Origin of the sequence: Streptomyces spirodelae (assembly GCF_017676385.1) — a bacterium.
GTDB classification, from domain to species: domain Bacteria; phylum Actinomycetota; class Actinomycetes; order Streptomycetales; family Streptomycetaceae; genus Streptomyces; species Streptomyces spirodelae.
In genome coordinates this window covers 67,848-91,411 of the sequence record NZ_JAFFZN010000031.1, presented here as the reverse complement: position 1 = coordinate 91,411, position 23,564 = coordinate 67,848, and the positions used below count along the sequence as shown (strand labels likewise).

General features: G+C 71.2%; 21 protein-coding genes. 1 reads left to right on the top strand and 20 read right to left on the bottom strand.

What is annotated here, in order from left to right:
* Nucleotides 1-10: 10 nt before the first annotated feature.
* The 6 genes from carB to pyrR all read right to left on the bottom strand — a co-directional run bounded on the left by carB (nucleotide 11) and on the right by pyrR (nucleotide 8,257).
* On the bottom strand, nucleotides 11-3,331 hold the full coding sequence (gene carB / locus JW592_RS27490; protein WP_209267934.1) for a carbamoyl-phosphate synthase large subunit: 3,321 nt from the start codon (nucleotides 3,329-3,331) through the stop codon (nucleotides 11-13).
* On the bottom strand, nucleotides 3,324-4,478 hold the full coding sequence (carA, locus tag JW592_RS27485; RefSeq protein WP_209267949.1) for a glutamine-hydrolyzing carbamoyl-phosphate synthase small subunit: 1,155 nt from the start codon (nucleotides 4,476-4,478) through the stop codon (nucleotides 3,324-3,326). Before carA ends, carB begins: the two co-directional genes overlap by 8 nt.
* Nucleotides 4,478-5,077, bottom strand: coding sequence for a PH-like domain-containing protein (locus tag JW592_RS27480; protein ID WP_209267948.1), 600 nt, complete (start codon nucleotides 5,075-5,077; stop codon nucleotides 4,478-4,480). Before JW592_RS27480 ends, carA begins: the two co-directional genes overlap by 1 nt.
* Nucleotides 5,078-5,091: 14 nt before the next feature.
* Nucleotides 5,092-6,396: a dihydroorotase gene (locus JW592_RS27475; protein WP_209267933.1), complete on the bottom strand. Its 1,305-nt coding sequence runs from the start codon at nucleotides 6,394-6,396 to the stop codon at nucleotides 5,092-5,094.
* Nucleotide 6,397: 1 nt separating this feature from the next.
* On the bottom strand, nucleotides 6,398-7,426 hold the full coding sequence (locus JW592_RS27470) for an aspartate carbamoyltransferase catalytic subunit (RefSeq protein ID WP_229376951.1): 1,029 nt from the start codon (nucleotides 7,424-7,426) through the stop codon (nucleotides 6,398-6,400).
* Between the two features lie 210 nt (nucleotides 7,427-7,636).
* Nucleotides 7,637-8,257, bottom strand: coding sequence for a bifunctional pyr operon transcriptional regulator/uracil phosphoribosyltransferase PyrR (gene pyrR / locus JW592_RS27465; protein ID WP_209267932.1), 621 nt, complete (start codon nucleotides 8,255-8,257; stop codon nucleotides 7,637-7,639).
* Nucleotides 8,258-8,502: 245 nt separating this feature from the next.
* On the opposite strand from pyrR, the gene bldD reads away from it, so the two are divergent.
* Nucleotides 8,503-9,003 carry a transcriptional regulator BldD gene (gene bldD, locus JW592_RS27460; RefSeq protein WP_030407913.1) on the top strand — a complete coding sequence of 167 codons (501 nt, stop codon included), beginning with the start codon at nucleotides 8,503-8,505 and terminating at the stop codon, nucleotides 9,001-9,003.
* Nucleotides 9,004-9,118: 115 nt separating this feature from the next.
* On the opposite strand, the gene nusB is transcribed toward bldD, so the two are convergent.
* From nusB to rpsD, 14 genes are all read right to left on the bottom strand, one after another.
* On the bottom strand, nucleotides 9,119-9,544 hold the full coding sequence (gene nusB / locus JW592_RS27455; protein WP_209267931.1) for a transcription antitermination factor NusB: 426 nt from the start codon (nucleotides 9,542-9,544) through the stop codon (nucleotides 9,119-9,121).
* A 2-nt stretch (nucleotides 9,545-9,546) separates the two neighbouring features.
* Entirely contained in the window at nucleotides 9,547-10,113 is a 567-nt protein-coding gene (efp, locus tag JW592_RS27450) for an elongation factor P (RefSeq protein WP_209267930.1), read from the bottom strand.
* Between the two features lie 83 nt (nucleotides 10,114-10,196).
* Entirely contained in the window at nucleotides 10,197-11,354 is a 1,158-nt protein-coding gene (locus JW592_RS27445) for an aminopeptidase P family protein (RefSeq protein ID WP_209267929.1), read from the bottom strand.
* A gap of 135 nt (nucleotides 11,355-11,489) precedes the next feature.
* The gene (locus JW592_RS27440) at nucleotides 11,490-12,503 is read right to left on the bottom strand and encodes an AAA family ATPase (protein ID WP_209267928.1); all 1,014 of its coding nucleotides are present in this window, start codon (nucleotides 12,501-12,503) and stop codon (nucleotides 11,490-11,492) included.
* A 190-nt stretch (nucleotides 12,504-12,693) separates the two neighbouring features.
* Complete coding sequence (gene aroB / locus JW592_RS27435) at nucleotides 12,694-13,794, bottom strand: 3-dehydroquinate synthase (protein WP_209267927.1); 1,101 nt, start codon at nucleotides 13,792-13,794, stop codon at nucleotides 12,694-12,696.
* The gene (locus JW592_RS27430) at nucleotides 13,791-14,324 is read right to left on the bottom strand and encodes a shikimate kinase (protein ID WP_209267926.1); all 534 of its coding nucleotides are present in this window, start codon (nucleotides 14,322-14,324) and stop codon (nucleotides 13,791-13,793) included. The genes aroB and JW592_RS27430 overlap by 4 nt, the downstream gene beginning before the upstream one ends.
* Nucleotides 14,321-15,505 (bottom strand): chorismate synthase, encoded by a 1,185-nt coding sequence (gene aroC / locus JW592_RS27425; RefSeq protein WP_209267925.1) that lies wholly within the window; start codon nucleotides 15,503-15,505, stop codon nucleotides 14,321-14,323. The genes JW592_RS27430 and aroC overlap by 4 nt, the downstream gene beginning before the upstream one ends.
* 146 nt (nucleotides 15,506-15,651) lie before the next feature.
* Nucleotides 15,652-16,509 carry a shikimate dehydrogenase gene (locus JW592_RS27420; protein ID WP_209267924.1) on the bottom strand — a complete coding sequence of 286 codons (858 nt, stop codon included), beginning with the start codon at nucleotides 16,507-16,509 and terminating at the stop codon, nucleotides 15,652-15,654.
* A gap of 15 nt (nucleotides 16,510-16,524) precedes the next feature.
* Nucleotides 16,525-18,411, bottom strand: a complete 1,887-nt coding sequence (mltG, locus tag JW592_RS27415) for an endolytic transglycosylase MltG (protein WP_209267923.1) — start codon at nucleotides 18,409-18,411, stop codon at nucleotides 16,525-16,527.
* Nucleotides 18,412-18,553: 142 nt separating this feature from the next.
* Nucleotides 18,554-19,069 (bottom strand): Holliday junction resolvase RuvX, encoded by a 516-nt coding sequence (ruvX, locus tag JW592_RS27410; protein ID WP_209267922.1) that lies wholly within the window; start codon nucleotides 19,067-19,069, stop codon nucleotides 18,554-18,556.
* Nucleotides 19,069-21,744, bottom strand: coding sequence for an alanine--tRNA ligase (gene alaS / locus JW592_RS27405; RefSeq protein WP_209267921.1), 2,676 nt, complete (start codon nucleotides 21,742-21,744; stop codon nucleotides 19,069-19,071). The genes ruvX and alaS overlap by 1 nt, the downstream gene beginning before the upstream one ends.
* On the bottom strand, nucleotides 21,744-22,199 hold the full coding sequence (locus JW592_RS27400; RefSeq protein WP_209267920.1) for a DUF6167 family protein: 456 nt from the start codon (nucleotides 22,197-22,199) through the stop codon (nucleotides 21,744-21,746). The genes alaS and JW592_RS27400 overlap by 1 nt, the downstream gene beginning before the upstream one ends.
* 6 nt (nucleotides 22,200-22,205) lie before the next feature.
* Nucleotides 22,206-22,631 carry a DUF948 domain-containing protein gene (locus JW592_RS27395; RefSeq protein WP_209267947.1) on the bottom strand — a complete coding sequence of 142 codons (426 nt, stop codon included), beginning with the start codon at nucleotides 22,629-22,631 and terminating at the stop codon, nucleotides 22,206-22,208.
* 294 nt (nucleotides 22,632-22,925) lie between these two features.
* Entirely contained in the window at nucleotides 22,926-23,537 is a 612-nt protein-coding gene (rpsD, locus tag JW592_RS27390) for a 30S ribosomal protein S4 (RefSeq protein ID WP_209267919.1), read from the bottom strand.
* Nucleotides 23,538-23,564: the final 27 nt, after the last annotated feature.

Here is a 23,564-nt window from a genome sequence, read left to right as displayed (position 1 = left end):
GGGCGGAGGGTCAGCTCCGGCGGGCGGCGACCAGGTGCTCGGCGTGCTCCTGCAAGGACCGGACGCTGACCTCGCCGCGGGCCATGGCGTCGATGCCCTGGACGGCTGCGGCCAGCGCCTGCACCGTGGTCAGGCAGGGCACCGACCGGGCGACGGCCGCCGTGCGGATGTCGTAGCCGTCGAGTCGGCCGCCCGTGCCGTACGGGGTGTTGACGATCAGGTCGACCTCACCGTCGTGGATGAGCTGCACGACGGTCGGCTCGCCGTTCGGGCCGGGGCCCTGGCTGTGCTTGCGGACGACCCTGGCGTTGATGCCGTTGCGCTTGAGAACTTCCGCGGTGCCGGAGGTTGCCAGCAGCTCGAAGCCCATGGCGACCAGTTCCCTGGCGGGGAAGATCAGCGAACGCTTGTCGCGGTTGGCGACGGAGACGAAGGCGCGGCCCTTGGCCGGCAGCGCCCCGTACGCCCCGGCCTGCGACTTGGCGTAGGCGGTGCCGAAGACCGAGTCGATGCCCATGACCTCGCCGGTGGAGCGCATCTCAGGACCCAGCACGGTGTCCACGCCGCGGCCCTGCACATCGCGGAACCTGCTCCAGGGCATGACCGCCTCCTTGACGGAGATCGGCGCGTCCAGCGGCAGATCGCCGCCGTCGCCCTCGGCCGGGAGCAGCCCCTCGGCGCGCAGCTCGGCGATGGTGGCACCCAGCGAGATCCGGGCTGCCGCCTTTGCGAGCGGGACGGCCGTCGCCTTGGAGGTGAACGGCACCGTACGGGAGGCGCGCGGGTTGGCCTCCAGCACGTAGAGGATGTCGCCCGCCATCGCGAACTGGATGTTGATCAGGCCCTGGACGCCGACGCCGCGGGCGATGGCCTCGGTGGAGGCGCGCAACCGCTTGATGTCGTAGCCGCCGAGGGTGATCGGGGGCAGGGCGCAGGCCGAGTCGCCGGAGTGGATGCCGGCCTCCTCGATGTGCTCCATGACTCCGCCGAGGTAGAGCTCGTGGCCGTCGTAGAGCGCGTCCACGTCGATCTCGATGGCGTCGTCGAGGAACCGGTCGATGAGGACCGGGTGCTTCTCGATCAGCCCGGCGTGCCGCTGGAGGTAGGACTCCAGCGAGGGCTCGTCGTAGACGATCTCCATGCCGCGGCCGCCCAGCACATAGGAGGGGCGGACCATGACGGGATAGCCGATCTGAGCCGCGATGCCCTTGGCCTGTTCGAAGGAGAAGGCGGTGCCGTACTTGGGGGCCGGCAGTCCGGCCTCGGTGAGCACCCGGCCGAACGCGCCGCGCTCCTCGGCCAGTTCGATGGCCTCGGGCGAGGTGCCGACGATCGGCACACCGTTGTCCTTGAGTGCCTGGGCGAGGCCGAGCGGGGTCTGGCCGCCGAGCTGCACCAGGACACCGGCGACGGGCCCCGCCTGCTGTTCCGCGTGCACGATCTCCAGCACGTCCTCCAGGGTGAGCGGCTCGAAGTAGAGCCGGTCGGAGGTGTCGTAGTCGGTGGAGACGGTCTCGGGGTTGCAGTTGACCATGACGGTCTCGAACCCGGCGTCCCGCAGCGCGAAGGAGGCGTGGACACAGGAGTAATCGAACTCGATGCCCTGGCCGATGCGGTTGGGGCCCGAGCCCAGGATGATCACTGCGGGCTTCTCGCGCCGCGCGACCTCGGTCTCCTCGTCGTAGGAGGAGTAGAAGTACGGCGTCCTGGCGGCGAACTCGGCGGCGCAGGTGTCCACGGTCTTGTAGACGGGGCGCACGCCCAGCGCGTGCCGCACCTCGCGCACCACGTCCTCGCGCAGCGAGCGGATGCCGGCGATCTGCGCGTCGGAGAAGCCATGGCGCTTCGCCTCTGCGAACATCGCGGAGCTCAGCTCGGGTGCCGCTGCGATCTCGTCGGCGATCTCCTTGATGAGGAAGAGCTGGTCGACGAACCAGGGGTCGATCTTCGTCGCGTCGAAGATCTCCTGCCGGGTGGCGCCGGCCCGGATGGCGGCCATGACGGTGTTGATCCGGCCGTCGGTGGGGCGCTCGGCCTCGGTGAGCAGCTCGTCCTTGTCGCCGAGTCCGGAGACGGGGGTGGCGAAGTCGAACTGGCTGCCCTTCTTCTCCAGCGAGCGGAGCGCCTTGTTGAACGCCTCGGTGAAGTTGCGGCCGATGGCCATGGCCTCGCCGACGGACTTCATCGTGGTGGTCAGCCGGGAGTCGGCGGCCGGGAACTTCTCGAAGGCGAAGCGGGGCGCCTTGACGACCACGTAGTCGAGCGTGGGCTCGAAGGACGCCGGGGTCTCCTCGGTGATGTCGTTGGGGATCTCGTCCAGCGTGTAGCCCACCGCGAGCTTCGCGGCGATCTTCGCGATCGGGAACCCGGTGGCCTTGGAAGCCAGCGCCGAGGACCGCGAGACGCGGGGGTTCATCTCGATGACGACGACCCGGCCGTCGGCGGGGTTGACGGCGAACTGGATGTTGCAGCCGCCGGTGTCGACGCCGACCTCGCGGATGACGGCGATACCGATGTCCCGCAGGATCTGGTACTCGCGGTCGGTGAGCGTCATGGCGGGCGCCACGGTGATCGAGTCGCCGGTGTGCACGCCCATCGGGTCGAAGTTCTCGATGGAGCAGACGACCACGACGTTGTCGTTCTTGTCCCGCATCAGCTCCAGCTCGTACTCCTTCCAGCCGAGGATGGACTCCTCCAGGAGCACCTCGGTGGTCGGCGAGAGCGTGAGGCCCTGCCCGGCGATCCGGCGCAGCTCCTCTTCGTCGTGTGCGAAGCCGGAGCCGGCGCCGCCCATGGTGAAGGAGGGGCGGACCACCACGGGGTAGCCGCCGAGTTCCTCGACGCCGCGCAGGACGTCGTCCATGGAATGGCAGATGTAGGAGCGCGCGGACTCACCGTGGCCGATCTTGCGGCGGACGGCCTCGACGACCTCCTTGAACTGGTCGCGGTCCTCACCCTTGTGGATGGCCTCGGGCCGGGCGCCGATCAGCTCGACGCCGTACTTGGCCAGCGTCCCGGACTCGTGCAGGGAGATCGCGGCGTTGAGCGCTGTCTGGCCGCCGAGGGTGGGCAGCAGCGCGTCGGGGCGCTCCTTGGCGATGATCTTCTCGACGAAGTCGGGGGTGATCGGCTCGACGTAGGTGGCGTCGGCGATCTCCGGGTCGGTCATGATCGTCGCCGGGTTGGAGTTGACCAGGATCACGCGCAGGCCCTCGGCCTTGAGTACGCGGCATGCCTGGGTGCCGGAGTAGTCGAACTCGGCGGCCTGCCCGATGACGATCGGTCCTGAGCCGATGACCAGGACGGACTGGATATCGGTGCGCTTAGGCACGCTGGTCCTCCATGAGGGATACGAAGCGGTCGAACAGGTAGGCGGCGTCATGCGGACCCGCGGCTGCTTCGGGGTGGTACTGGACGCTGAAGGCCGGCCGGTCGAGGAGCTGCAGGCCCTCCACCACGTTGTCGTTGAGGCACACGTGGGAGACCTCGGCGCGGCCGTAGGGGGTCTCGCTGACCCGGTCGAGCGGCGCGTCCACGGCGAAGCCGTGGTTGTGCGCGGTGACCTCGACCTTGCCCGTCGTACGGTCCTGGACCGGCTGGTTGATGCCGCGGTGGCCGTACTTGAGCTTGAAGGTGCCGAACCCGAGGGCGCGGCCGAGGATCTGGTTGCCGAAGCAGATACCGAACAGCGGGGTGCCCCGCTCCAGCACTGAGCGCATCAGGGCCACGGGGTGCTCGGCGGTGGCCGGGTCACCGGGGCCGTTGGAGAAGAAGACCCCGTCCGGCTTGACGGCGTAGATGTCCTCGACGGTCGCGGTGGCGGGCAGGACGTGCACCTCTATGCCGCGCTCGGCCATCCGGTGCGGGGTCATGCCCTTGATACCGAGGTCGACGGCGGCGACGGTGAACCGCTTCTCGCCGATCGCGGGGACGACGTACGCCTGCTGGGTGGCGACCTCACCGGCGAGGTCCGCGCCCTTCATGGCGGGGGCCTCGCGCACCCGGGCCAGCAGCTGCTCCTCGCCGGCCGCGCAGGCGTCGCCGGAGAAGATGCCGACGCGCATGGCGCCGCGCTCGCGCAGGTGCCGGGTCAGGGCCCTGGTGTCGACGCCGCTGATGCCCACCACGCCCTGGTCGCGCAGCTCCTGGTCGAGGGAGCGGGTGGCGCGCCAGTTGGACGGGGTACGGGCCGGGTCGCGTACGACGTAGCCGGCCACCCAGATACGGGCCGACTCGGGGTCCTCGTCGTTGACGCCGGTGTTGCCGACGTGCGGGGCCGTCATGACGACGACCTGGCGGTGGTAGGAGGGGTCGGTCAGGGTCTCCTGGTATCCGGTCATGCCGGTGGAGAACACGGCCTCGCCGAACGTCTCCCCCACGGCCCCGTAGGCACGCCCGCGGAAGGTGCGGCCGTCCTCCAGGACAAGAAGGGCGGGATTCGCCGTGGTTCCGGTCGCTCCCCTGGCGGAGGTCGTCATCATGCGCCTTCCTTGTGCTGCTGCATTGCCGCGACGCCGTTGTCGCCGCACTGTGCGTTGATCTTCTCGACCCATCCGGCCTGCTCGGCCGAGTGGTCGAAGCGGAATCCGGAGTCGAGCCGCCGGCCGCCGTGCTCCCAGGTGACGATCAGCAGACCGCCCTCGGTGAGGACCTTGCCCGCGATGCCGGTGTCGAGCCGGGCACCGCGCAGCCGGTCGGCAGGGACGAAGAAGTCCTGCGCCCCGGGGCGTACGACCTCCAGCCCGTGCTCGGTCAAGGTCAGCTCGACGCGGCTGCGGGTGCCCAGGCCGTGCGCGACGATCCGGTCGAGCCACTGGCCCGCGGTGGTGGAGCCGTGGTAGCGGCCGGTGGCGCTCAGCAGCGGCTCGCCGCTGCCGTGCTCGGGCGGCTGCGGGAGCTCGGGCAGGTCGCCCTGGAGGGTGCCGCGCCATTTCCAGCCCTGGCGCATCAGCCAGTACAGCAGCGCGACGAACAGGACGAGCCCGACGACCCAGCCGATCCGGGCCGCCCAGTCGGTGACTTGCTGTGACTCCCGATCGGCGGCGAGGCCGATCAGGGGGAGGTTTGTCGTACTCACACTGCTCACACCGCTCACGCTGCTCCCACGAGTTTCCCGTCCACGACCGTCGGGCGGCCCCGCAGCCAGGTGTGGGTGACGCGTCCGGGCAGCTCGCGGCCCTCATAGGGGGTGTTGGCGCTGCGGGAGGCGAAGCCCGCGGGGTCCACCTGTCCACGGTAGTCCGCGTCCAGAAGAACGAGGTTGGCTGGCTCGCCGGGTGAGACGGGGCGGCCGTGGCCCTCCAGCCGGCCGATGGCCGCGGGCCGGAAGGACATCCGGTCGGCGACCTGCGCCCAGTCCAGCAGCCCGGTGTCGACCATGGTGTGCTGCACCACCGACAGGGCCGTCTCCAGGCCCACCATGCCCATGGCGGCCGCGCCCCACTCGCAGTCCTTGTCCTCGTGCGGATGCGGGGCGTGGTCCGTGGCGACGCAGTCGATGGTGCCGTCGGCCAGCGCCTCCCGGAGCGCCATCACATCGGCCTCGGTGCGCAGCGGCGGGTTGACCTTGTAGACGGGGTTGTAGGAGCGGACCAGCTCGTCGGTGAGCAGCAGGTGGTGCGGGGTGACCTCGGCTGTGACGTTCCACCCCTTGGACTTGGCCCAGCGGACGATCTCCACGGAGCCGGCCGTCGACAGGTGGCAGATGTGGACGCGGGAGCCGACGTGCGCGGCGAGCAGCACATCACGGGCGATGATCGACTCCTCCGCTACGGCGGGCCAGCCGGCCAGGCCGAGCTCGGCGGAGACGATGCCCTCGTTCATCTGGGCGCCCGCGGTCAGCCGGGGCTCCTGGGCGTGCTGGGCCACCACACCGTCGAATGCCTTCACATACTCCAGGGCGCGCCGCATGATCACCGCGTCGTCCACGCACTTGCCGTCGTCGGAGAAGACCCGCACCTCGGCGGCGGAGTCGTGCATGGCGCCCAGCTCGGCGAGCTGCTTGCCCTCCAGGCCGACGGTGACGGCGCCGACCGGGCGCACGTCGCAGTAGCCGTACTCCTTGCCCAGCCGCCACACCTGCTCGACCACGCCCGCTGTGTCGGCGACGGGGAAGGTGTTGGCCATGGCGTGTACCGCGGTGTAGCCACCCTTGGCCGCGGCCCGGGTGCCGGTCAGTACGGTCTCGGAGTCCTCGCGGCCGGGCTCGCGCAGGTGGGTGTGCAGGTCGACCAGGCCCGGCAGCAGTACGGCGCCGCCGGTCTCGACCACCTCGGCGTCCGCCGCCTCCAGCTCCCGGCCGATCTCGGCGATGGTGCCGCCCTCGATCAGGACGTCCTGCGGTTCGCCACCGAGGATCTTGGCACCGCGCAGCAGTGTCGTCTTCTGCTCAGTCATCTCAGTTGTTCTCCTCTGCGACCCGGCGGCGCGCAGCGCCTCCATCCGGGGTGGCGGCGGGTGACGGGTGGGCAGTGTCTTCGCGGGACAGGGCCGGCTCGGAGCCGCCCAGCAGCAGGTACATCACGGCCATCCGGATGCTGACCCCGTTGGCGACCTGCTCGACGGCGGTACAGCGGGGCGAGTCGGCCACCTCGGCGGTGATCTCCATCCCGCGGTTCATCGGCCCGGGGTGCATCACGATGGCCTGCTCGGGCATCCGCGCCATCCGCTCGCCGTCCAGGCCGTAGCGGCGGGCGTACTCGCGCTCGGTGGGGAAGAAGGCGGCGTTCATCCGCTCCCGCTGGACGCGCAGCATCATCACGGCGTCGGACTTGGTCAGTACGGCGTCCAGGTCGTAGGAGACCTCGCACGGCCAGCTCTCCACACCGATGGGCACGAGGGTGGGCGGCGCGACGAGCGTGACGTGGGCGCCCAGGGTGGACAGAAGGTGGACGTTGGAGCGGGCGACGCGGCTGTGCAGGATGTCGCCGACGATGGTGATCCGCCTGCCGTCGAGCGCCGCGCCCTCCTCGCCCACCAGCCGGCGGCGCATGGTGAAGGCGTCCAGCAGCGCCTGGGTGGGGTGCTCGTGGGTGCCGTCACCGGCGTTGACGACCGAGCCGCCGATCCACCCGGAGGTGGCCAGGCGGTGCGGAGCGCCCGAGTCGCCGTGCCGGATGACGACGGCGTCGGCGCCCATCGCCTCCAGGGTGAGCGCGGTGTCCTTGAGGGACTCCCCCTTGGAGACGGAGGAGCCCTTCGCGGAGAAGTTGATGACGTCGGCCGAGAGCCGCTTGGCCGCTGCTTCGAAGGAGATCCGGGTGCGGGTGGAGTCCTCGAAGAAGAGGTTGACGATGGTGCGGCCGCGCAGGGTGGGCAGCTTCTTGATCGGCCGGTCGGCGAACCTGGCCATCTCCTCGGCGGTGTCGAGGATGAGGACGGCGTCGTCGCGGGTGAGGTCGGCGGCCGAGATGAGGTGGCGCTTCATCTGTTGCCTTGTGCCTTCCGTGGGTGGGATGTGAGTCGTCGCGAGGGCGGGCGCGCCGAGGGGCGCATCCGGGCAGGGCGCGCTTGCGGGCAGCGTGCGCCGGGGGCGGGGTGGGACGGGCCGTGGCGAGCAGCACGCGGGCGTGCGGCGGCGTTCCGGGCGCCGGGAATGGTGCCGGCACGGACTCCGGGCGCGGTCCGGTGTGGTGCGCTAGCCGGCGGGGGCCGTGCCCCGGCGCAGGCGAGTGCTGCCTTCGGCGTGCTCGGATTCGGACGCGCGGGTGCCGAGCAGTACGCCGTCGTGGCCGTCCTCCTCGGTCAACTGGACCTTGACGGTCTCGCGCTGCGAGGTGGGCAGGTTCTTGCCGACGTAGTCGGCACGGATCGGAAGCTCGCGGTGACCACGGTCCACGAGGACGGCGAGCTGTACCGCGCGAGGACGCCCGATGTCACCCAGGGCATCGAGTGCGGCGCGGATGGTGCGGCCGGAGTAGAGCACGTCGTCGACGAGGACGATGAGCCGTCCGTCGACGCCTTCGGCCGGGATCTCGGTGTGCGCGAGCGTCCGCGCGGGGCCGAGACGGAGATCGTCCCGGTACATGGTGATGTCGAGCGAGCCGACCGGGATCGCGCTGCCGGTGATCTCTTCGAGCTTGGCGGCCAGCCGTCGGGCGAGGAAGACGCCGCGGGTGGGAATGCCGAGAAGTACCACGTCGTCGGCGCCCTTGGCGCGTTCGACGATCTCGTGGGCGATGCGGGTGAGCACCCGCTTGATGTCCGGCGCCTCCAGTACGGGGCGTGCCGGATGCAGGCTGGAGCTGTTGTCGTCCATGGAAATCGGACCTCCTTCCCCGCCTCACGGGACGGGCCTTAAAGGACGTCTGTGCTGTCGTCGCTCAACGCTACCAGGACCCGCCGACGAACCCGCGCGGGGGCGGTGCCAGCCGTTCGGACCCCCTCGGCTTGACGCGGCACATTACGCTGCGTAACCTCACAGTGAGTTACGAAGCGCGAGGCGCGCGGCGCAGCGAACCGCCTGGCGCAGCCGCTTTAGCGATACAGCGTCCGGGGAGCCATATGTCCAGCGAATACGCCAAACAGCTCGGAGCCAAGCTCCGCGCCATCCGCACCCAGCAGGGCCTCTCCCTCCACGGTGTCGAGGAGAAGTCCCAGGGCCGTTGGAAGGCGGTCGTGGTGGGCTCGTACGAGCGCGGCGACCGGGCCGTGACCGTGCAGCGCCTCGCCGAGCTCGCAGACTTCTACGGAGTACCGGTGCAGGAACTGCTGCCCGGCACCACTCCCGGTGGAGCCGCCGAGCCGCCGCCGAAACTGGTGCTCGACCTTGAGCGCCTGGCCCACGTGCCGGCCGAGAAGGCGGGCCCGCTCCAGCGGTACGCCGCGACGATCCAGTCGCAGCGCGGGGACTACAACGGCAAGGTCCTCTCCATCCGCCAGGACGACCTGCGCACGCTGGCCGTCATCTACGACCAGTCGCCGTCCGTGCTCACGGAGCAGCTGATCAGCTGGGGCGTGCTGGACGCGGACGCGCGCAGGGCTGTCTCCCACGAAGAGGTCTGAGCCCGGGCACCGGTCCGACAAGCGACAAGGGTCCGACAACCGACAACGGGGTGCCCTCCCACACCTGGTGTGAGAGGGCACCCCGTCCTGTCTTTCCGGCCCCTGGCCACCAGGGTTACCGCAACAGCGTCGGCTTCAGTTCTTTCAGCCGCCCCAGCAGGCCGTTGATGAAGCCCGGGGATTCATCGGTGGAGAACTCCTTCGCCAGCTGAACCGCCTCGTCGATGACGACCGCGTCGGGGACGTCGTCGACCCACAGCAGCTCATAGACGCCCAGCCGGAGGATGCTCCGGTCCACATCGGGCATCCGGTCCAGGGTCCAGTCCACCGCGTAGGTGGACAGCAGTTCGTCGATCCGGGGGGCGCTGTCCGCGTACCCCTCCACGAGCGTCATCGTGTACTCGGAGACCGGCGGCTGCCGGGAGTCCGTCCGGGCGAGCCGCAACCAGTCCGCGAGCACGGTGCGCACATCGGCACCGCGCTGGTCGGCCTCGAAGAGGATCTGGAAGGCGCGCTTGCGGGCCTTGTTGCGTGCGGCCACGGTTAGCTGTTCACCCGACCGAGGTACTCACCGGAGCGCGTGTCGACCTTGATCTTCTCGTCGGTCGTGATGAAGAGCGGGACCTGGATGCTGTGGCCCGTCTCCAGCTCGGCCGGCTTGGAGCCACCGGTGGAGCGGTCGCCCTGGACGCCCGGCTCGGTGTGCTTGATCGTCAGCTCCACAGCCGCCGGCAGCTCGACGTAGAGCACCTCGCCCTCGTGCTGCGCCACCGTGGCGTCGAAGCCCTCGACCAGGAAGTTGGCCGCGTCGCCCACGGTCTTGCGGTCGACGTGGAGCTGATCGAAGGTCTGCATGTCCATGAAGACGAAGTAGTCGCCGTCCATGTACGAGAACTGCATGTCCCGTCGGTCCACGGTGGCCGTTTCGACCTTGGTGCCCGCGTTGAACGTCTTGTCGACGATCTTGCCGGAGAGGACGTTCTTCAGCTTCGTACGGACAAAAGCCGGCCCCTTGCCGGGCTTGACGTGCTGGAACTCGACAACGGACCAGAGCTGGTCGCCGTCGAGCTTGAGCACCATGCCGTTCTTGAGGTCGTTCGTGGATGCCACGGTCGCGGAATCTCCTGAGACTGCTGCGGAGACCAGGGCGCCTGCCCGCCTCCGACGACCCGTGGGCCGATCCCCCGCGGGGGCTAGAGGGCGAGCAGCTCCTTGGTCGTGATGGTGAGTAGCTCGGGTCCGCCGTCCGCCTGCGGGCGGACGACGAGCGTGTCGTCGATCCGGACGCCGCCCCGGCCCGGGAGATGGACCCCCGGTTCGACGGTGACCGGCACACAAGCGTCCAGTTTACCCACGGCCTCAGGTGAGAGCCGAGGGTCCTCACCGATTTCCAGCCCGACCCCGTGCCCCGTCGACTCGCCCAGCGCCTCGCCGTGCCCCGCCGCGCCGAGAACCTGGCGCGCTGCCCGGTCCACCTCCCGGCACTCGGTGCCCGGGCCCAGCGACTCCCGCGCGGCCCGCTGAGCGGCGAAGACAGTGTCGTACAGCTCGATCTGCCACGCCTCGGGCGCGGTGCCGATGACGAAGGTGCGGCCGATCTGGCAGCCGTAGCCGCGGTAGCGGGCGCCCAGCCGGACGGAGAGGAAATCCCCCTCCTCCACCCGCCGGTCGGTGGGACGGTGACCGGCGAGGCCCGAGTTGGGACCGGTGGCGACCGAGGTGGGCAGCGCGGCGCCCTCGGCCCCGTGGTCGATCAGCCGGCGCTCCAGCTCCAGGGCCAGATGCCGCTCGGTGCGGCCCACCAGGATCGACTCCAGCAGCTCGCCGAGCGCCTGGTCGGTGATCTCGGCGGCGATCCGCAGCGCCGAGATCTCCTCCTCGTCCTTGACGACCCGCTGCTGCTCCACCGCCAGGCCGAGGTCCGCGAGCCGCACGGAGGGCGCGACATCGGCCAGCGCCCGGTGCCGGGCCACGGTCAGATGGTGCTCCTCGACAGCCAGCGCGCTGGCTCCGCTCTTCTCGGCGAGGCCGGCGGCGGCCACGGCGGCATCGTTCCGGGCGCCGCCGTGCGGCTCAGCCGCGTAAGCACCGCTCGGTACGTCCAGGACGACCTCACGGAGGTCGTCGGCCGGGTGGGCGCCGTTGGCGGGCCCTTCGCCGGGCGCCGAGACGAGGGTGTCCTGGCCGTCCGGGCCGAGCAGCAGCACGCTGCCGGGCGCCGCGCGGCCGGTCAGATACCGGACGTTGGCGGGACGGGAGATCAGCACCGCGTCCGCGGGACCGTCGTGGGCGGTGTTCGCCGCACAACGGTCGCGCAGCCGGGCGCGGCGGGACACATGCACCTCGGACATATGCCGAGGGTACGCAGCGCCGGGCCGGTCGGCCCGCCGGGACACGGCCGTGTGGGCGAGGCAATGAGGATTGTCAGCTCAGCACCGGGGGCTTCGGACCGATCCGGGCCCGCTGGGGGTGCACCGGCGGTCACATCACCAGCTCACCGGGCTGGCCAGGCTGCGGGCCACCACGTTGTCCAGCATCTGTGCCGTGCTGGCCACATCCTGCCGGGAGTTGTCGATGATCGGGAGCCCTGAGCTGTACCAGCCCGCCATCCGGCCGTGGATGTGCGCCACCTCCTCGTCGGCCAGCCGCCTGTTGCCCGTACGCTGCGCGTTCCGCTCCAGGACGATGTCCAGCCCTGGCAGCAGCACCACCGGGATGAGCCCGGGGCCCACATGCCGCTTCCAGCCGCCGAGGCCGATGACGGGCCAGTCGGGGAAGACGGCGTCGTCCAGGATGCAGGAGATGCCGTTGGCCAGGAAGTTACGGGCAGCGAAGCCGCAGGTGCGGCGGGCGAGACGGTACTGCGCCTCGGAGTTGTCGTTCCAGCCCGTCTGCGGGTCGGCGAAGCCGGAGCGCACCCACTCGCGTACGTCGTCGAGGCTGATGTGCGCGGTGGGCACGGCACGGTGGTCCGCCCAGTAGCGCGCCACGGTCGTCTTGCCCGCGCCCGCCGGACCGATCAGCAGCACGGCGACGGCGGCACGGGTGGCGTCCAGCTGGGCAGGGGACGCACCGGGGGCCGGAACCTGGACCGGGGCGCCCGGCGGCAGCTTCACATGGCCCGTCGACTCACCGGTGGGGGCGCCTCCGGCCGGCTGCGGGGGCGTGCCCGAGGGCGGTGCCGGTGCGGCCGGGGGCTGGGCCGGGAGCGGGCGGGTGTGCTGCCGGGGAGGCTGGTGGGGCTGGTGCGGGGGCTGCGGTGGCTGGGGTGCCGGAGCGGGCGGGTGCGGCGGCTGGGAGTGGGGGTGCGTGGGTTGTGGCTGCGGCACCTGGGTCCGCGGGGGCACCTGGGTCTGCGGGCGCGGCGGGGGCGCCTGCGGTTGGGGGTGCGGCTGCCGCTGCGCCGGGCCCTGGGCCGAGCGGGCACCGGGGGCCGGCGGGGGTGCGGGCCGCTGAGCCCCGAAGCCTCCGTAGGCGCCTTGGGCACCGCTGTGCTGCATCCGGACCCCAACTCCGTCCCACGTGTGAAGGCGCTGCGACGCAACGCCAGGTGTTGTGCGCATACTGACGGTACCTTCCCCAACCGTCTCCGTGTGAACGGCCGGGTCGGCTCCCGAGTGCCCGACGCGCCCGAAGACCCACCCGGTTCCCCACGTGACGAACGTCAAAGGGCTCCGGGGGCGCGGGACTTCAGGCGGCGATCTCGGCGTGTGCCGCCAGCAGCATCGCGGGGTCGGGGCTCTCCAGTACCGCCGGTTTGGCGAGCCCTTCGAGCACGATGAAGCGCAGCCGGTTCCCGCGCGACTTCTTGTCGACCTTCATGGTCTCCAGCAGCTTGGGCCACTGGTCGCCGCGGTAGGTGACGGGCAGCCCCACCGACTCCAGCACCGTGCGGTGCCGCTCGGCCGTGGCGTCGTCCAGCCGTCCGGCGATCCGGCCCAGCTCGGCGGCGAAGACCATACCGACCGAAACGGCCGCGCCGTGCCGCCAGTTGTAGCGCTCGTTCTTCTCGATGGCGTGCCCGAGGGTGTGCCCGTAGTTGAGGATCTCCCGGCGGCCCGACTCCTTCAGGTCCTCGGAGACCACCTCGGCCTTCACCCGGATCGAGCGCTCGATCAGTTCGGCGGTGTGCGGCCCCTGCGGGGTACGCGCGGCGGCCGGGTCGGACTCGATCAGCTCCAGGATGGCCGGGTCGGCGATGAAGCCCGCCTTGATGATCTCCGCGAGGCCGCTGACGTAGTCGTGCACACCCAGCGACTCCAGCGCCGCCAGATCGCACAGCACCCCGGCCGGCGGGTGGAAGGCGCCCACCAGGTTCTTGCCCTCGGCGGTGTTGATGCCGGTCTTGCCGCCGACCGACGCGTCGACCATGGCCAGCACCGTGGTGGGCACCGCGACCCAGCGCACGCCGCGCAGCCAGGTCGCCGCGACGAATCCGGCCACATCGGTGGTGGCCCCTCCCCCGACGCCGACGATCACATCGGTACGGGTGAACCCGGTCTGGCCCAGCGCCTTCCAGCAGTACGCCGCCACCTCGGCGGTCTTGGCCTCCTCGGCGTTGGGCAGCTGGACCGCGATGGCCTCGTACCCCTGCGCCGCCAGGTCCTCGCGCAGCGCCTCCCCGGTGGAGGCCAGCGCCTCGGGGTGCAGGACGGCGACCCGCTGCGCCCCGTCGCCGATGAGAGCGGGGAGTTCGCCGAGGAGCTGCCGTCCGACGAGCACCTCGTAGGGGTCCGTGCCCGCCGTGCCACCGACGGCGATACGGGTCACGGCGGGGTCCTGAGTGGTCATTGCTGTTTCTCCGGCTGGGTGGACGGTGGCTGAAGGGCGGCGAGGATCTCGTCGGCGACCTCGTCGGGGGTGCGGTCCTCGGTGCTGACGACGGCGCGGGCCACCTCGGTGTAGAGCGGCCTGCGCTCCTCCATCAGCTTGCGCCACTGCTGGCGCGGGTTGATGACGAGCAGCGGGCGCGGGGCGTCCAGTCCGACGCGCTTGACGGCCTCCGTCACCCCCATCTCCAGGAAGACGACCGGGTGTCCGGCCAGCAGTTCCCTGGTCTCCTCGGCCAGAACGGCGCCGCCGCCCAGCGCGAGCACGCCCGTGTGCTCGGCCAGCGCCCTGCGGACGGCTGCCCGTTCCAGCTCGCGGAAGTGCGGTTCCCCCTCGTCCAGGAAGATCTCCGAGATGGGCTTGCCCGCCTGCTCCACGATGTCCTGGTCGGTGTCGCGGCAGGTCACCCCGAGCCGCTCGGCCAGGATCGCACCGACGGTCGACTTACCGACCCCCATCGGGCCGACGAGCACGACGACGGGCCCGGTCACTTGATCTCCAGGTTGTCCAGGAAGCCGCGGACGTTGCGCCGGGTCTCGGCGACGCTGTCCCCGCCGAACTTCTCGGCCACCGCGTCCGCCAGCACCAGTGCGACCATCGCCTCGGCGACGATCCCGGCAGCGGGCACGGCGCACACGTCGGAGCGCTGGTGGTGGGCCTTGTCGGCCTCGCCGGTGCGGACGTCGACGGTGGCCAGGGCGCGCGGCACGGTGGCGATCGGCTTCATCGCGGCGCGCACCCGCAGCAGCTCGCCGGTGGACAGCCCGCCCTCGGTGCCGCCGCTGCGCCCGGAGGCGCGGCGGAGGCCGTCCGGGGTCGGCAGGATCTCGTCGTGGGCCTGTGAGCCCGGCACCCGGGCGAGGCCGAAGCCGTCGCCCAGCTCCACGCCCTTGATGGCCTGGATGCCCATGAGCGCCCCGGCCAGCCGGGAGTCCAGCCGCCGGTCCCAGTGCACATGGGAGCCGAGCCCGACCGGCACCCCGTGTGCGACGACCTCGACGACGCCGCCGAGGGTGTCGCCGTCCTTGTGGGCCTGGTCGATCTCGGCGACCATCGCCTCGCTCGCCTCGGCGTCCAGGCAGCGCACCGGGTCGGCGTCCAGCCGCGCCACATCGCCGGGCTCCGGGACCGAACCGTACGGCGCCTTCGCCGCGCCCAGCTCGACCACGTGGGAGACGATCTCGATACCGGCGGTCTCCTTGAGGAAGGAGCGTGCGACGGTGCCGAGCGCGACACGTGCGGCGGTCTCCCGCGCCGAGGCGCGCTCCAGCACCGGGCGGGCCTCGTCGAAGCCGTACTTCTGCATACCGGCGAGGTCGGCGTGGCCTGGGCGGGGCCGGGTGAGGGGGGCGTTGCGGGCCAGCTGCTCCAGCTCGGCGGGGTCGACCGGGTCGGCCGCCATGACCTGCTCCCATTTGGGCCACTCGGTGTTGCCGACCATGATGGCGACCGGGGAGCCGAGGGTGCGTCCGTGGCGTACGCCGCCGAGGAAGGTGACCTCGTCGCGCTCGAACTTCATCCGGGCGCCGCGGCCGTAGCCGAGGCGGCGGCGGGCCAGCTCGTCGGCGACCATGTCGGTGGTCACCGGCACTCCGGAGGCGAGGCCCTCCAGGGTCGCCACGAGTGCGGGGCCGTGCGACTCCCCCGCGGTCAGCCAGCGCAACCTGCTCAACGGTGCTCCTCTCGGCCGCTTCGCGGCCCGTCCCACTTCCTGGGGTTTTCCTGGGACCGATCCTCCCATGCCGCCGGGAGGAGCCTTTCCCCGAGCCGTCTCCGTCTCGGAATGTGGGCGGCGCGCCGGTCGGACGGCGCGCCGGCTCACGCGGCGCGGGCCCGCAGTTCGGCCTCTCCCGCGGCCCGCATGGCGGCCAGCGGTGCTGGGCCGCGCCCTGTCATCAGCTCCACCTGGAGCACCGCCTGGTGCACCAGCAGATCGAGGCCGCCGATGACAGCGCCTCTCCAGGCTCCGGCCAGCGCGGTCGGCCACGGGTCGTACAGGACGTCGAAGAGGGTGCCGCCCGAGGCGGGCACGGCCTGGGCGAGCCCGTCGGTGGCGCCTGCGGGCGTGGTGGAGATGACGAGCGGCGCCCGCAGCCCTTCGGCTGCCCGGGCCCAGTCGGCCGTCCGCACGGCGACCCCGAGCCGCTCCCCCCATCCCCGCATCTCCCGGGCCCGCTCCTCGCTCCGTACGTAGGCGGTGACCTCTCCCTCGCAGATCCGGGCGAGGGCTGCCAGCGCGGAGGACGCCGTGGCCCCGGCTCCCAGCACGGTGGCGCTCTCGACCGAGCGGATGCCGCGCTCCTCCAGTGCGGCGACCATGCCGGGGATGTCGGTGTTGTCCCCGGTGCGGCGCCCGTCGTCGCTGAAGAGCACCGTGTTGACGGCCTCCACGGAGGCGGCCGTGACGGTGATCTCGTCCAGCAGGGGGATGACGGCACGCTTCAGCGGCATGGTGAGGGAGAGCCCCGCCCACCGCCGGGCACCGGGCTCCGGCTCGTCCAGTCCGGACAGAAAGCCCGCGATGCCCTGTTCGTCCACGTCGTAGCGGTCGTAGGTCCAGCCGTCGAGGCCGAGTTCGGCGTAGGCGGCCCGGTGCAGCACCGGGGAGAGGGAGTGCGCGACCGGCGAGCCGAGGACGGCGGCACGCCTGGCCTCGTGCGAGGAAGTGGTGGGCATCAGCCGCCGTGCTCCTTACTTCTTGCGCTGTTCCTTGTTGAAGTCTTCGACATTCTTCTGGTGTTCGTGCGCATCGTCGGTGAACCGGGTGTCGCCCGGTTTCACCGTGACGAAGAACAGCCAGTCGCCCTTGGTCGGCTTGAGTGCCGCTTCTATCGCCTGGTGGCCCGGGTTGCCGATGGGGCCGGGCGGGAGCCCCTTGTGCAGATAGGTGTTGTACGGCGAGGGGTACTTGGTGTCGGCGACCGAGGTGTTCAGCGTGGAGCGGCCCATCGCGTAGTTGATGGTGGAGTCGAAGCCGAGCCGCATGTCCTTCTCGAGCCGGTTGTAGATGACGCGGGAGACCTTGCCGAACTCGTCGTCCTGCTGCGCCTCCGCCTGTACGAGGGAGGCGATGGTGATGATCTGCTCCGGCGTCTTGCCGATGCTCTTGGCCTTCTGCTCCAGACCCGCCTTGGCGTACTCGGACTCGGCCCGCTTGACCATCTGCCGCAGCACGTCGAGCGGCTTGCTCTTCTTGCTGACGCTGTACTTGGAGGGGAAGAGGAAACCTTCCGGCTTGCCGTGTGCCCACTTGGGAAGGCCCAGATCACCGGATTCGGCGACCTTCTTCGTCGTGCCCTTGGCGACGTCGAGCTTCTTGTCGATCTCCGCGTAGACCTTGGTGGCGCGCCAGCCCTCGGCCACGATGAGGCCGTTCTGGCTGGCCGGGTCGAGCATCATCTCGACGGCGCTGGCGCCGGACATCTTCTTGCGCAGCGTGTAGGTGCCGGCCTGGATGCTCCGCGCCTTCTGATTGCTGCCGGCCGCCTCGACGAAGGCGCCTGGGCTCTTGACCACGCCCTCCTTCTCCAGCACCGCTCCCATCTCGGCGAGCGAGGCGCCCTCGGGGATGTCGACCATCACCTCGCCGGTGCCGTCGCCCGCGTAGTCGGGCGCCGGGCCGAAGTGGGTCTGGTAGAAGTCGTAGCCCACGTATCCGACGACGCTCACCCCGGCCACCAGGGCCGCCGTGATGACCAGCCCGCAGCCGCGCCCGCGCTTGGTTCTGCCCCCGCGCCCTCGGCGTCGGCGGTCCTCGTCCTCGCCGTAGTCGTCGTAGTCGTCCTCGTACAGCTCGTCGTCGCCGTCGCGGTCCTGGAAGAAGGCGTGTTCGCCCTGGTCGGGCCCGGGGTCCCAGCCGGTCTCCGGGTCGGCCGTCGGCTCGGGCTCCTGCCGGGGCCGGGGCACCGCCTGCTGCTGCGACGGGTGCGGCTGGGAGGGCTGCGCCGGATAGCCGCCCTGCTGGGCGTACGGGCCCGGATGTTCCCCGGTGGGGTACTCGCCGGTGCCGTACCCCACGGCGGGGTACTCGCCCGTCCCGTACCCGCCGCCGGGGTACTCGCCGCTGGGGTACTCCCCGGTGCTGTACTCACCGCTGGGGTGCTGCATGTACTGCTGACCCGTGGCGTACTCGCCGGTGCTGTAGTTCCCGCTCGGGTACTCGCCGGTGTGGTACTCCCCTGTCGGGTACTCGCCCGTGCCGTACTCCCCGGTGGGGTACTCGCCCGTGTGGTGGTCGGCTGTGGGGTACTGGCCGGTGCCGTACGGGTCGGCTTGCCCTCCGGCGTGCGGCTGCGCGGCGTACGACGGGTCGTAGTAGGCGCCCGGCGCTGCCTGCTGGGTGCCGTCCCAGCCACCCTGCGCGTACTGCTGCTGCGGGTCCGGGTAGTGCTGCTGCCGGTACTGCTGTTCCGCGTACTGCTGGGGGCCGGGGTGGCCGGAATACTCCCCCTGCTGGGGAGCCTGGTTCCAGCCACCCTGATATTCGGGCTGCCGGCCACCGTCCCACTCCTGGTCCCCGTAGAGGGGGTCGTCAGGGTGCCACGGTTGGGAGCCATGTCCCTGGCCATAGTCAGTCATCGATCCCCTTGCGACGCGAGAGCGGCAGCCGGTGACGCGCCGGACGCCCCGCCGGAGCCCCGCACCGGGCGGGTCCCGTACGCGTGCGTCACGCAGGTGCGTCGACGGCTGCCGTGTCGCGCGGAACGTTACCGTACAGCGATCAGACAACCACCTCGACGCAATGGCCGGGGGGACGGCCCGAGGTGTGCTCCGTGTCCAGCGCACTCTGCAGGATCACCACTGCGGCCGCCTGGTCGATACGTGAACGTCCCTTTTTGGAACTGACTCCCGAGGCCCGCATCCCCTGCGCCGCGGTGACCGTCGACATCCGTTCGTCGACGAGTCTGACCAGAACAGGTGTGATGTTTTTCGCCAACTGCTGAGCGAACTCGCGGACCTTGGCCGCCGCCGGCCCCTCCCCGCCGCTGAGCGAGCGAGGCAGTCCGACGACGACCTCCAACGGCTCGTACTCCTCCACCAGCGCCCTCAGCCGACGCTGGGCCGCCGGGACGTCACGCCCCGGCACCGTCTCCACCGGGGTGGCCAGCAGCCCGTCGGGGTCGCTGCTCGCGACCCCGATCCGGGCGTCTCCGACGTCGACTGCGAGGCGCCTGCCGCGCCGGAAGGACTCCGGGCCTTCGGCGTCCTCCCCGGCCGCGGCGTCGTCGGGGACCATCAGGCGTTGCCCCCGGCGTCGGCGACCAGGCGCTCCACCGCGGCCACGGCGTCGTCCACGGCCTCCGGGTTCTGGCCGCCGCCCTGGGCGACGTCCGGCTTGCCGCCGCCACCGCCACCGAGCGTCTTGGCCGCCGTGCGCACCAGGTCACCGGCGCGCAGCCCGGCTTCCCTGGCGCCCTCGTTGGTGGCGATCACCGTGAGCGGACGCCCGCCCGTGACGGCGAACAGCGCCACGACCGCCGGACGGCTGCCGAGCCGCTGGCGTACGTCCAGCACCAGGGTGCGCAGGTCGTCGGCCGTCGTGCCGTCCGGCACCCGGGCCGCGGCCAGCGCGATACCGCGCACGTCCTTGGCGTTCTGGGCGATCCCGGCGGCGGCCTGGAGGACCTTCTCGGCCCGGAACCGCTCGATCTCCTTCTCGGCGTCCTTGAGCCGGGTCAGCACCCCGGAGATCCGCTCGGGCAGCTCCTCGGCGCGGCCCTTGACCAGCTCGGTCAGCTGCGAGACAACGGTGTGCTCGCGGGCGAGGAACTTGTAGGCATCCACGCCCACCAGGGCCTCGACGCGGCGCACGCCCGAGCCGATGGAGGACTCGCCCAGCAGCTTGACCAGGCCGAGCTGCGCCGTGTTGTGCACGTGCGTGCCGCCGCACAGCTCCTTGGAGAAGTCACCGATGGTCACCACACGCACGGTCTGGCCGTACTTCTCGCCGAACTCGGCCAGCGCGCCCTGCTTCCTGGCGTCGTCGATGCCCATGTACTCGGCGTGCACGTCGAGTTCCCTGGCGAGCACCTCGTTGATCTTCTGCTCGACGTCGGTGAGCACCGTGCCGGGGACGGCGGTGGGCGAGCCGAAGTCGAAGCGGAAGCGGCCGGGGGCGTTCTCCGAGCCGGCCTGCGCTGCCGTCGGGCCGAGCGCGTCGCGCAGCGCCTGGTGGGTGAGGTGGGTGGCGCTGTGAGCGCGGGCGATGGAGCGGCGGCGATCGCCGTCGATCTGCGCATGGGCGGACGCGCCGACGGTGACCTCACCGACCTGGACGGAGCCCTTGTGCACGCTGACGCCGGGCACCGGCTGTTGCACGTCGCGGACCTGGATGATGGCGCCGCCCTCCAGCCGGATGCGCCCGGTGTCGGCGAGCTGGCCACCGCCCTCGGCGTAGAACGGGGTGCGGTCCAGGACGACCTCGACCTCGTCGCCCTCACTGGCGGCAGGCGAGGAGACGCCGTCGACCAGCAGCCCGACGATGGTGGCCTCGCCGGAGGTCTCGCCGTAGCCGGTGAAGTCGGTGGCCCCGGCCGTGTCGGCGATCTCGCGGTAGGCCGACAGGTCGGCGTGGCCGGTCTTCTTGGCCTTGGCGTCGGCCTTGGCGCGCTCCCGCTGCTCCTTCATCAGCCGGCGGAAGCCCTGCTCGTCCACCGACAGCCCCTGCTCGGCCGCCATCTCCAGGGTGAGGTCGATGGGGAAGCCCCAGGTGTCGTGGAGCTGGAAGGCCCTGTCGCCCGGCAGGACGGTGCTGCCGGTCTTCTTGGTCTCGGCGACGGCGGTGTCGAGGATGTTGGTGCCGGCCTTCAGCGTCTTGAGGAAGGCGGCCTCCTCGGCGAGCGCGACGGTCTCGATGCGCTTCCGGTCGGTGATCAGCTCGGGGTACTGCTGTCCCATCGTCTTGATGACGACGTCGATCAGCTCCTCGGCCACCGGCCCGGTGGCGCCCAGGATGCGCATGTTGCGGATGGCGCGGCGCATGATGCGGCGCAGCACATAGCCGCGGCCCTCGTTGCCGGGGGTGACGCCGTCGCCGATGAGCATCACGGAGGTGCGGATGTGGTCGCAGACGACGCGGAGCGAGACATCGGAGTGCTCGGCGGCACCGTAGGCGACGCCGGTCAGCTCGGTGGCCTTGTCGATGACGGCGCGCGAGGTGTCGATCTCGTACATGTTGTGCACGCCCTGCAGGACCATCGCCAGGCGTTCGAGACCGAGACCGGTGTCGATGTTCTTGCTGGGCAGCTCGCCGAGGATCTCGAAGTCGGTCTTGGTGGAGCCCTCGCCGCGCTCGTACTGCATGAACACCAGGTTCCACAGCTCCACATACCGCTCGTCGTTGACGGCGGGGCCGCCCTCGGGGCCGAACTCGGGCCCACGGTCGTAGTTGATCTCCGAGCAGGGGCCGCACGGGCCCGGCACGCCCATCGACCAGTAGTTCTCCTCCATGCCCAGGCGCTGGATGCGTTCGGCTGGCACGCCGACGACGTCCTTCCAGATCCGCTCCGCCTCGTCGTCCTGCTCGTAGACGGTGATCCACAGGCGCTCCGGGTCCAGTCCGTAGCCGCCCTGCTCCTGCGAGGAGGTCAGCAGCTCCCAGGCGAGCTTGGCGGCCCCCTCCTTGAAGTAGTCGCCGAAGGAGAAGTTGCCGCACATCTGGAAGAAGGTGCCGTGCCGGGTGGTCTTGCCGACCTCTTCGATGTCCGGCGTCCGTACACACTTCTGCACGCTGGTGGCCCGCGGCCAGGGCGGGGTGGTCTCGCCCAGGAAGTACGGCTTGAAGGGCACCATGCCCGCGTTGACCAGCAGCAGCGTCGGGTCGTCCGCGATCAGCGACGCCGACGGCACGACGTGGTGCCCTCGCTCCTCGAAGAAGCGCAGCCAGCGGCGGCGGATTTCAGCCGACTCCATCAGTGGTCCTCATTCCGGTCGTTCGGGTGGTTGGGGGTGGGGGGCTGGTCCTGGTGGTCCAGCCCGTCCGGGTCGCGCGGCGGAGCCTGTGGGTTCCTCCCCGCCTGAGGCCGCAGGGCGCCGCCGAGCTGCCGCTTGCGACGCTGCTGGCGCGGGAGGGACTTGCCGCGCTGCGGCGCGACGGAGGCCGGCTGCGCGGCAGGCAGCTCCCGGAACCTCTCGGCCTCCCCGGCCGACAGGCCCAGCGCGTCCTTGAGTTCGCTCTCCCGCTGGACCATGCCGGCGCGCACGTCGAGCGCGAACTCGCGCAGCCGGTTGCCGCCTTCGACGGCCTTGTCGGCGGCGCGCAGCGCCAGCGCGTCGGGCGTGAGGCTGCGGATCTTGCGCTGGACCTTGGTGGTGGCCCAGACACCGGCGGCGGCGCCGGTGGTGAACCAGAAGGCACGGCGGAACATCTGCGCTCAGCCCCTTCCACGCTTGCGGCCGCCGCGGCGCGCCGCGGGCACGGTGCGGCTGACGACGACCTTGCGGCCACCACGGCTCCGGCCCTCAGGCGCCTCCTTCCGCCCCAGCGCCCGCCGTACGCCGTAGCCGAAGGCCGCGACCTTGACGAGCGGGCCACCGAAGGCGGTCGAGACGGTGGAGGAGAGCGCGGAGGCGTTGGAGGTGACCTCCTGGACATCCGTCGCGATGGCGTCGACGCGGTCGAGCTGGGTCTGCGCGGAACGGACGGTCGCCGATGCCTCTCCCAGGAGGGGGACCGCCTGTTCCGTCACGCCTGTCACCAGCTTGGTCGCCGCCTTGAGCGTCTGCGCGAGCCTCACCAGCACAACGGCGAGGAACGACACCAGAATCGCCCAGAAGACGGCCACGAGGAGGCCGGCCACTTCTCCACCGGACACGCTGCACCGCTTCCCTTGATGGTCATGGGGGTCGGCCGCCGCTCGCCGGGGGCCGACCGCGGCGGCGTACGAGGTATCGACCTTATCGCGCCGGGCCGCTCGCTCCGTACCGCATTAGGGGGCGGCGCACCGCAGTCCGGCAGTGGCGCGGCGCCGTCCGGCAGTGGCGCGGCGCCGCCTGGGCGCAGAGGCGCTCGCCGGGAACGCCGCAGCCCGCCGTGCCCTTGCCGGGATGCGGCGTGGGCAGGCGGGCCTGCGGGGCTGATCCGAAGTGCTGCGTCAGCGGGCGTAGTACTCGACGACCAGTTGCTCGTCGCAGATCACCGGGATCTCCTTGCGGTTGGGGTCCCGGTCCAGGCGGAAGGCGAGCGCCTGCAGGTTGACCTGGAGGTAGCGGGGGGTCTCCCCCTCGCCCGCGTAGCCACCCTCACGGGCGACCTGGAAGGGGTACTTGTCGCGGCTGCGCTCGCGGACCATCACCACGTCGTCGGGACGGACGCGGAAGGACGGCTTGTCGACCTTCCGGTCGTTGACCGCGATGTGGCCGTGCACCACCATCTGGCGGGCCTGGTAGATCGTGCGGGCCAGACCGGAGCGCAGCACGAGCGCGTCCAGCCGCCGCTCCAGCTCGACGACCAGGGCCTCGCCCGTCTTCTGGCCGGTCTTGCGGGCGCGCTCGTAGGCGCGGCGCATCTGGCTCTCGCTGATGTCGTACTGCGCGCGCAGGCGCTGCTTCTCCAGCAGACGGACCTTGTAGTCACTGTTCTGCTTGCGGCCCCGGCCGTGCTCCCCGGGCGGGTACGGGCGCTGTTCGAAGTACTTGACGGCCTTCGGGGTCAGCGCGACGCCCAGGGCACGCGACTTCTTGACCTTGGGACGCGACTGGTTCACGTTGAACGGACCTCCGTGTAAGTTAGG

Bases quoted from the DNA above. Each gene is read 5' to 3' on its own strand.
- carA (WP_209267949.1), bottom strand. From the start codon at position 4,478: ATGACGACCTCCGCCAGGGGAGCGACCGGAACCACGGCGAATCCCGCC.
- JW592_RS27475 (WP_209267933.1), bottom strand. From the start codon at position 6,396: ATGACTGAGCAGAAGACGACACTGCTGCGCGGTGCCAAGATCCTCGGT.
- JW592_RS27470 (WP_229376951.1), bottom strand. From the start codon at position 7,426: ATGAAGCGCCACCTCATCTCGGCCGCCGACCTCACCCGCGACGACGCC.
- pyrR (WP_209267932.1), bottom strand. From the start codon at position 8,257: ATGGACGACAACAGCTCCAGCCTGCATCCGGCACGCCCCGTACTGGAG.
- bldD (WP_030407913.1), top strand. From the start codon at position 8,503: ATGTCCAGCGAATACGCCAAACAGCTCGGAGCCAAGCTCCGCGCCATC.
- JW592_RS27445 (WP_209267929.1), bottom strand. From the start codon at position 11,354: ATGTCCGAGGTGCATGTGTCCCGCCGCGCCCGGCTGCGCGACCGTTGT.
- JW592_RS27440 (WP_209267928.1), bottom strand. From the start codon at position 12,503: ATGCAGCACAGCGGTGCCCAAGGCGCCTACGGAGGCTTCGGGGCTCAG.
- aroB (WP_209267927.1), bottom strand. From the start codon at position 13,794: ATGACCACTCAGGACCCCGCCGTGACCCGTATCGCCGTCGGTGGCACG.
- JW592_RS27420 (WP_209267924.1), bottom strand. From the start codon at position 16,509: ATGCCCACCACTTCCTCGCACGAGGCCAGGCGTGCCGCCGTCCTCGGC.
- mltG (WP_209267923.1), bottom strand. From the start codon at position 18,411: ATGACTGACTATGGCCAGGGACATGGCTCCCAACCGTGGCACCCTGAC.
- ruvX (WP_209267922.1), bottom strand. From the start codon at position 19,069: ATGGTCCCCGACGACGCCGCGGCCGGGGAGGACGCCGAAGGCCCGGAG.
- alaS (WP_209267921.1), bottom strand. From the start codon at position 21,744: ATGGAGTCGGCTGAAATCCGCCGCCGCTGGCTGCGCTTCTTCGAGGAG.
- JW592_RS27400 (WP_209267920.1), bottom strand. From the start codon at position 22,199: ATGTTCCGCCGTGCCTTCTGGTTCACCACCGGCGCCGCCGCCGGTGTC.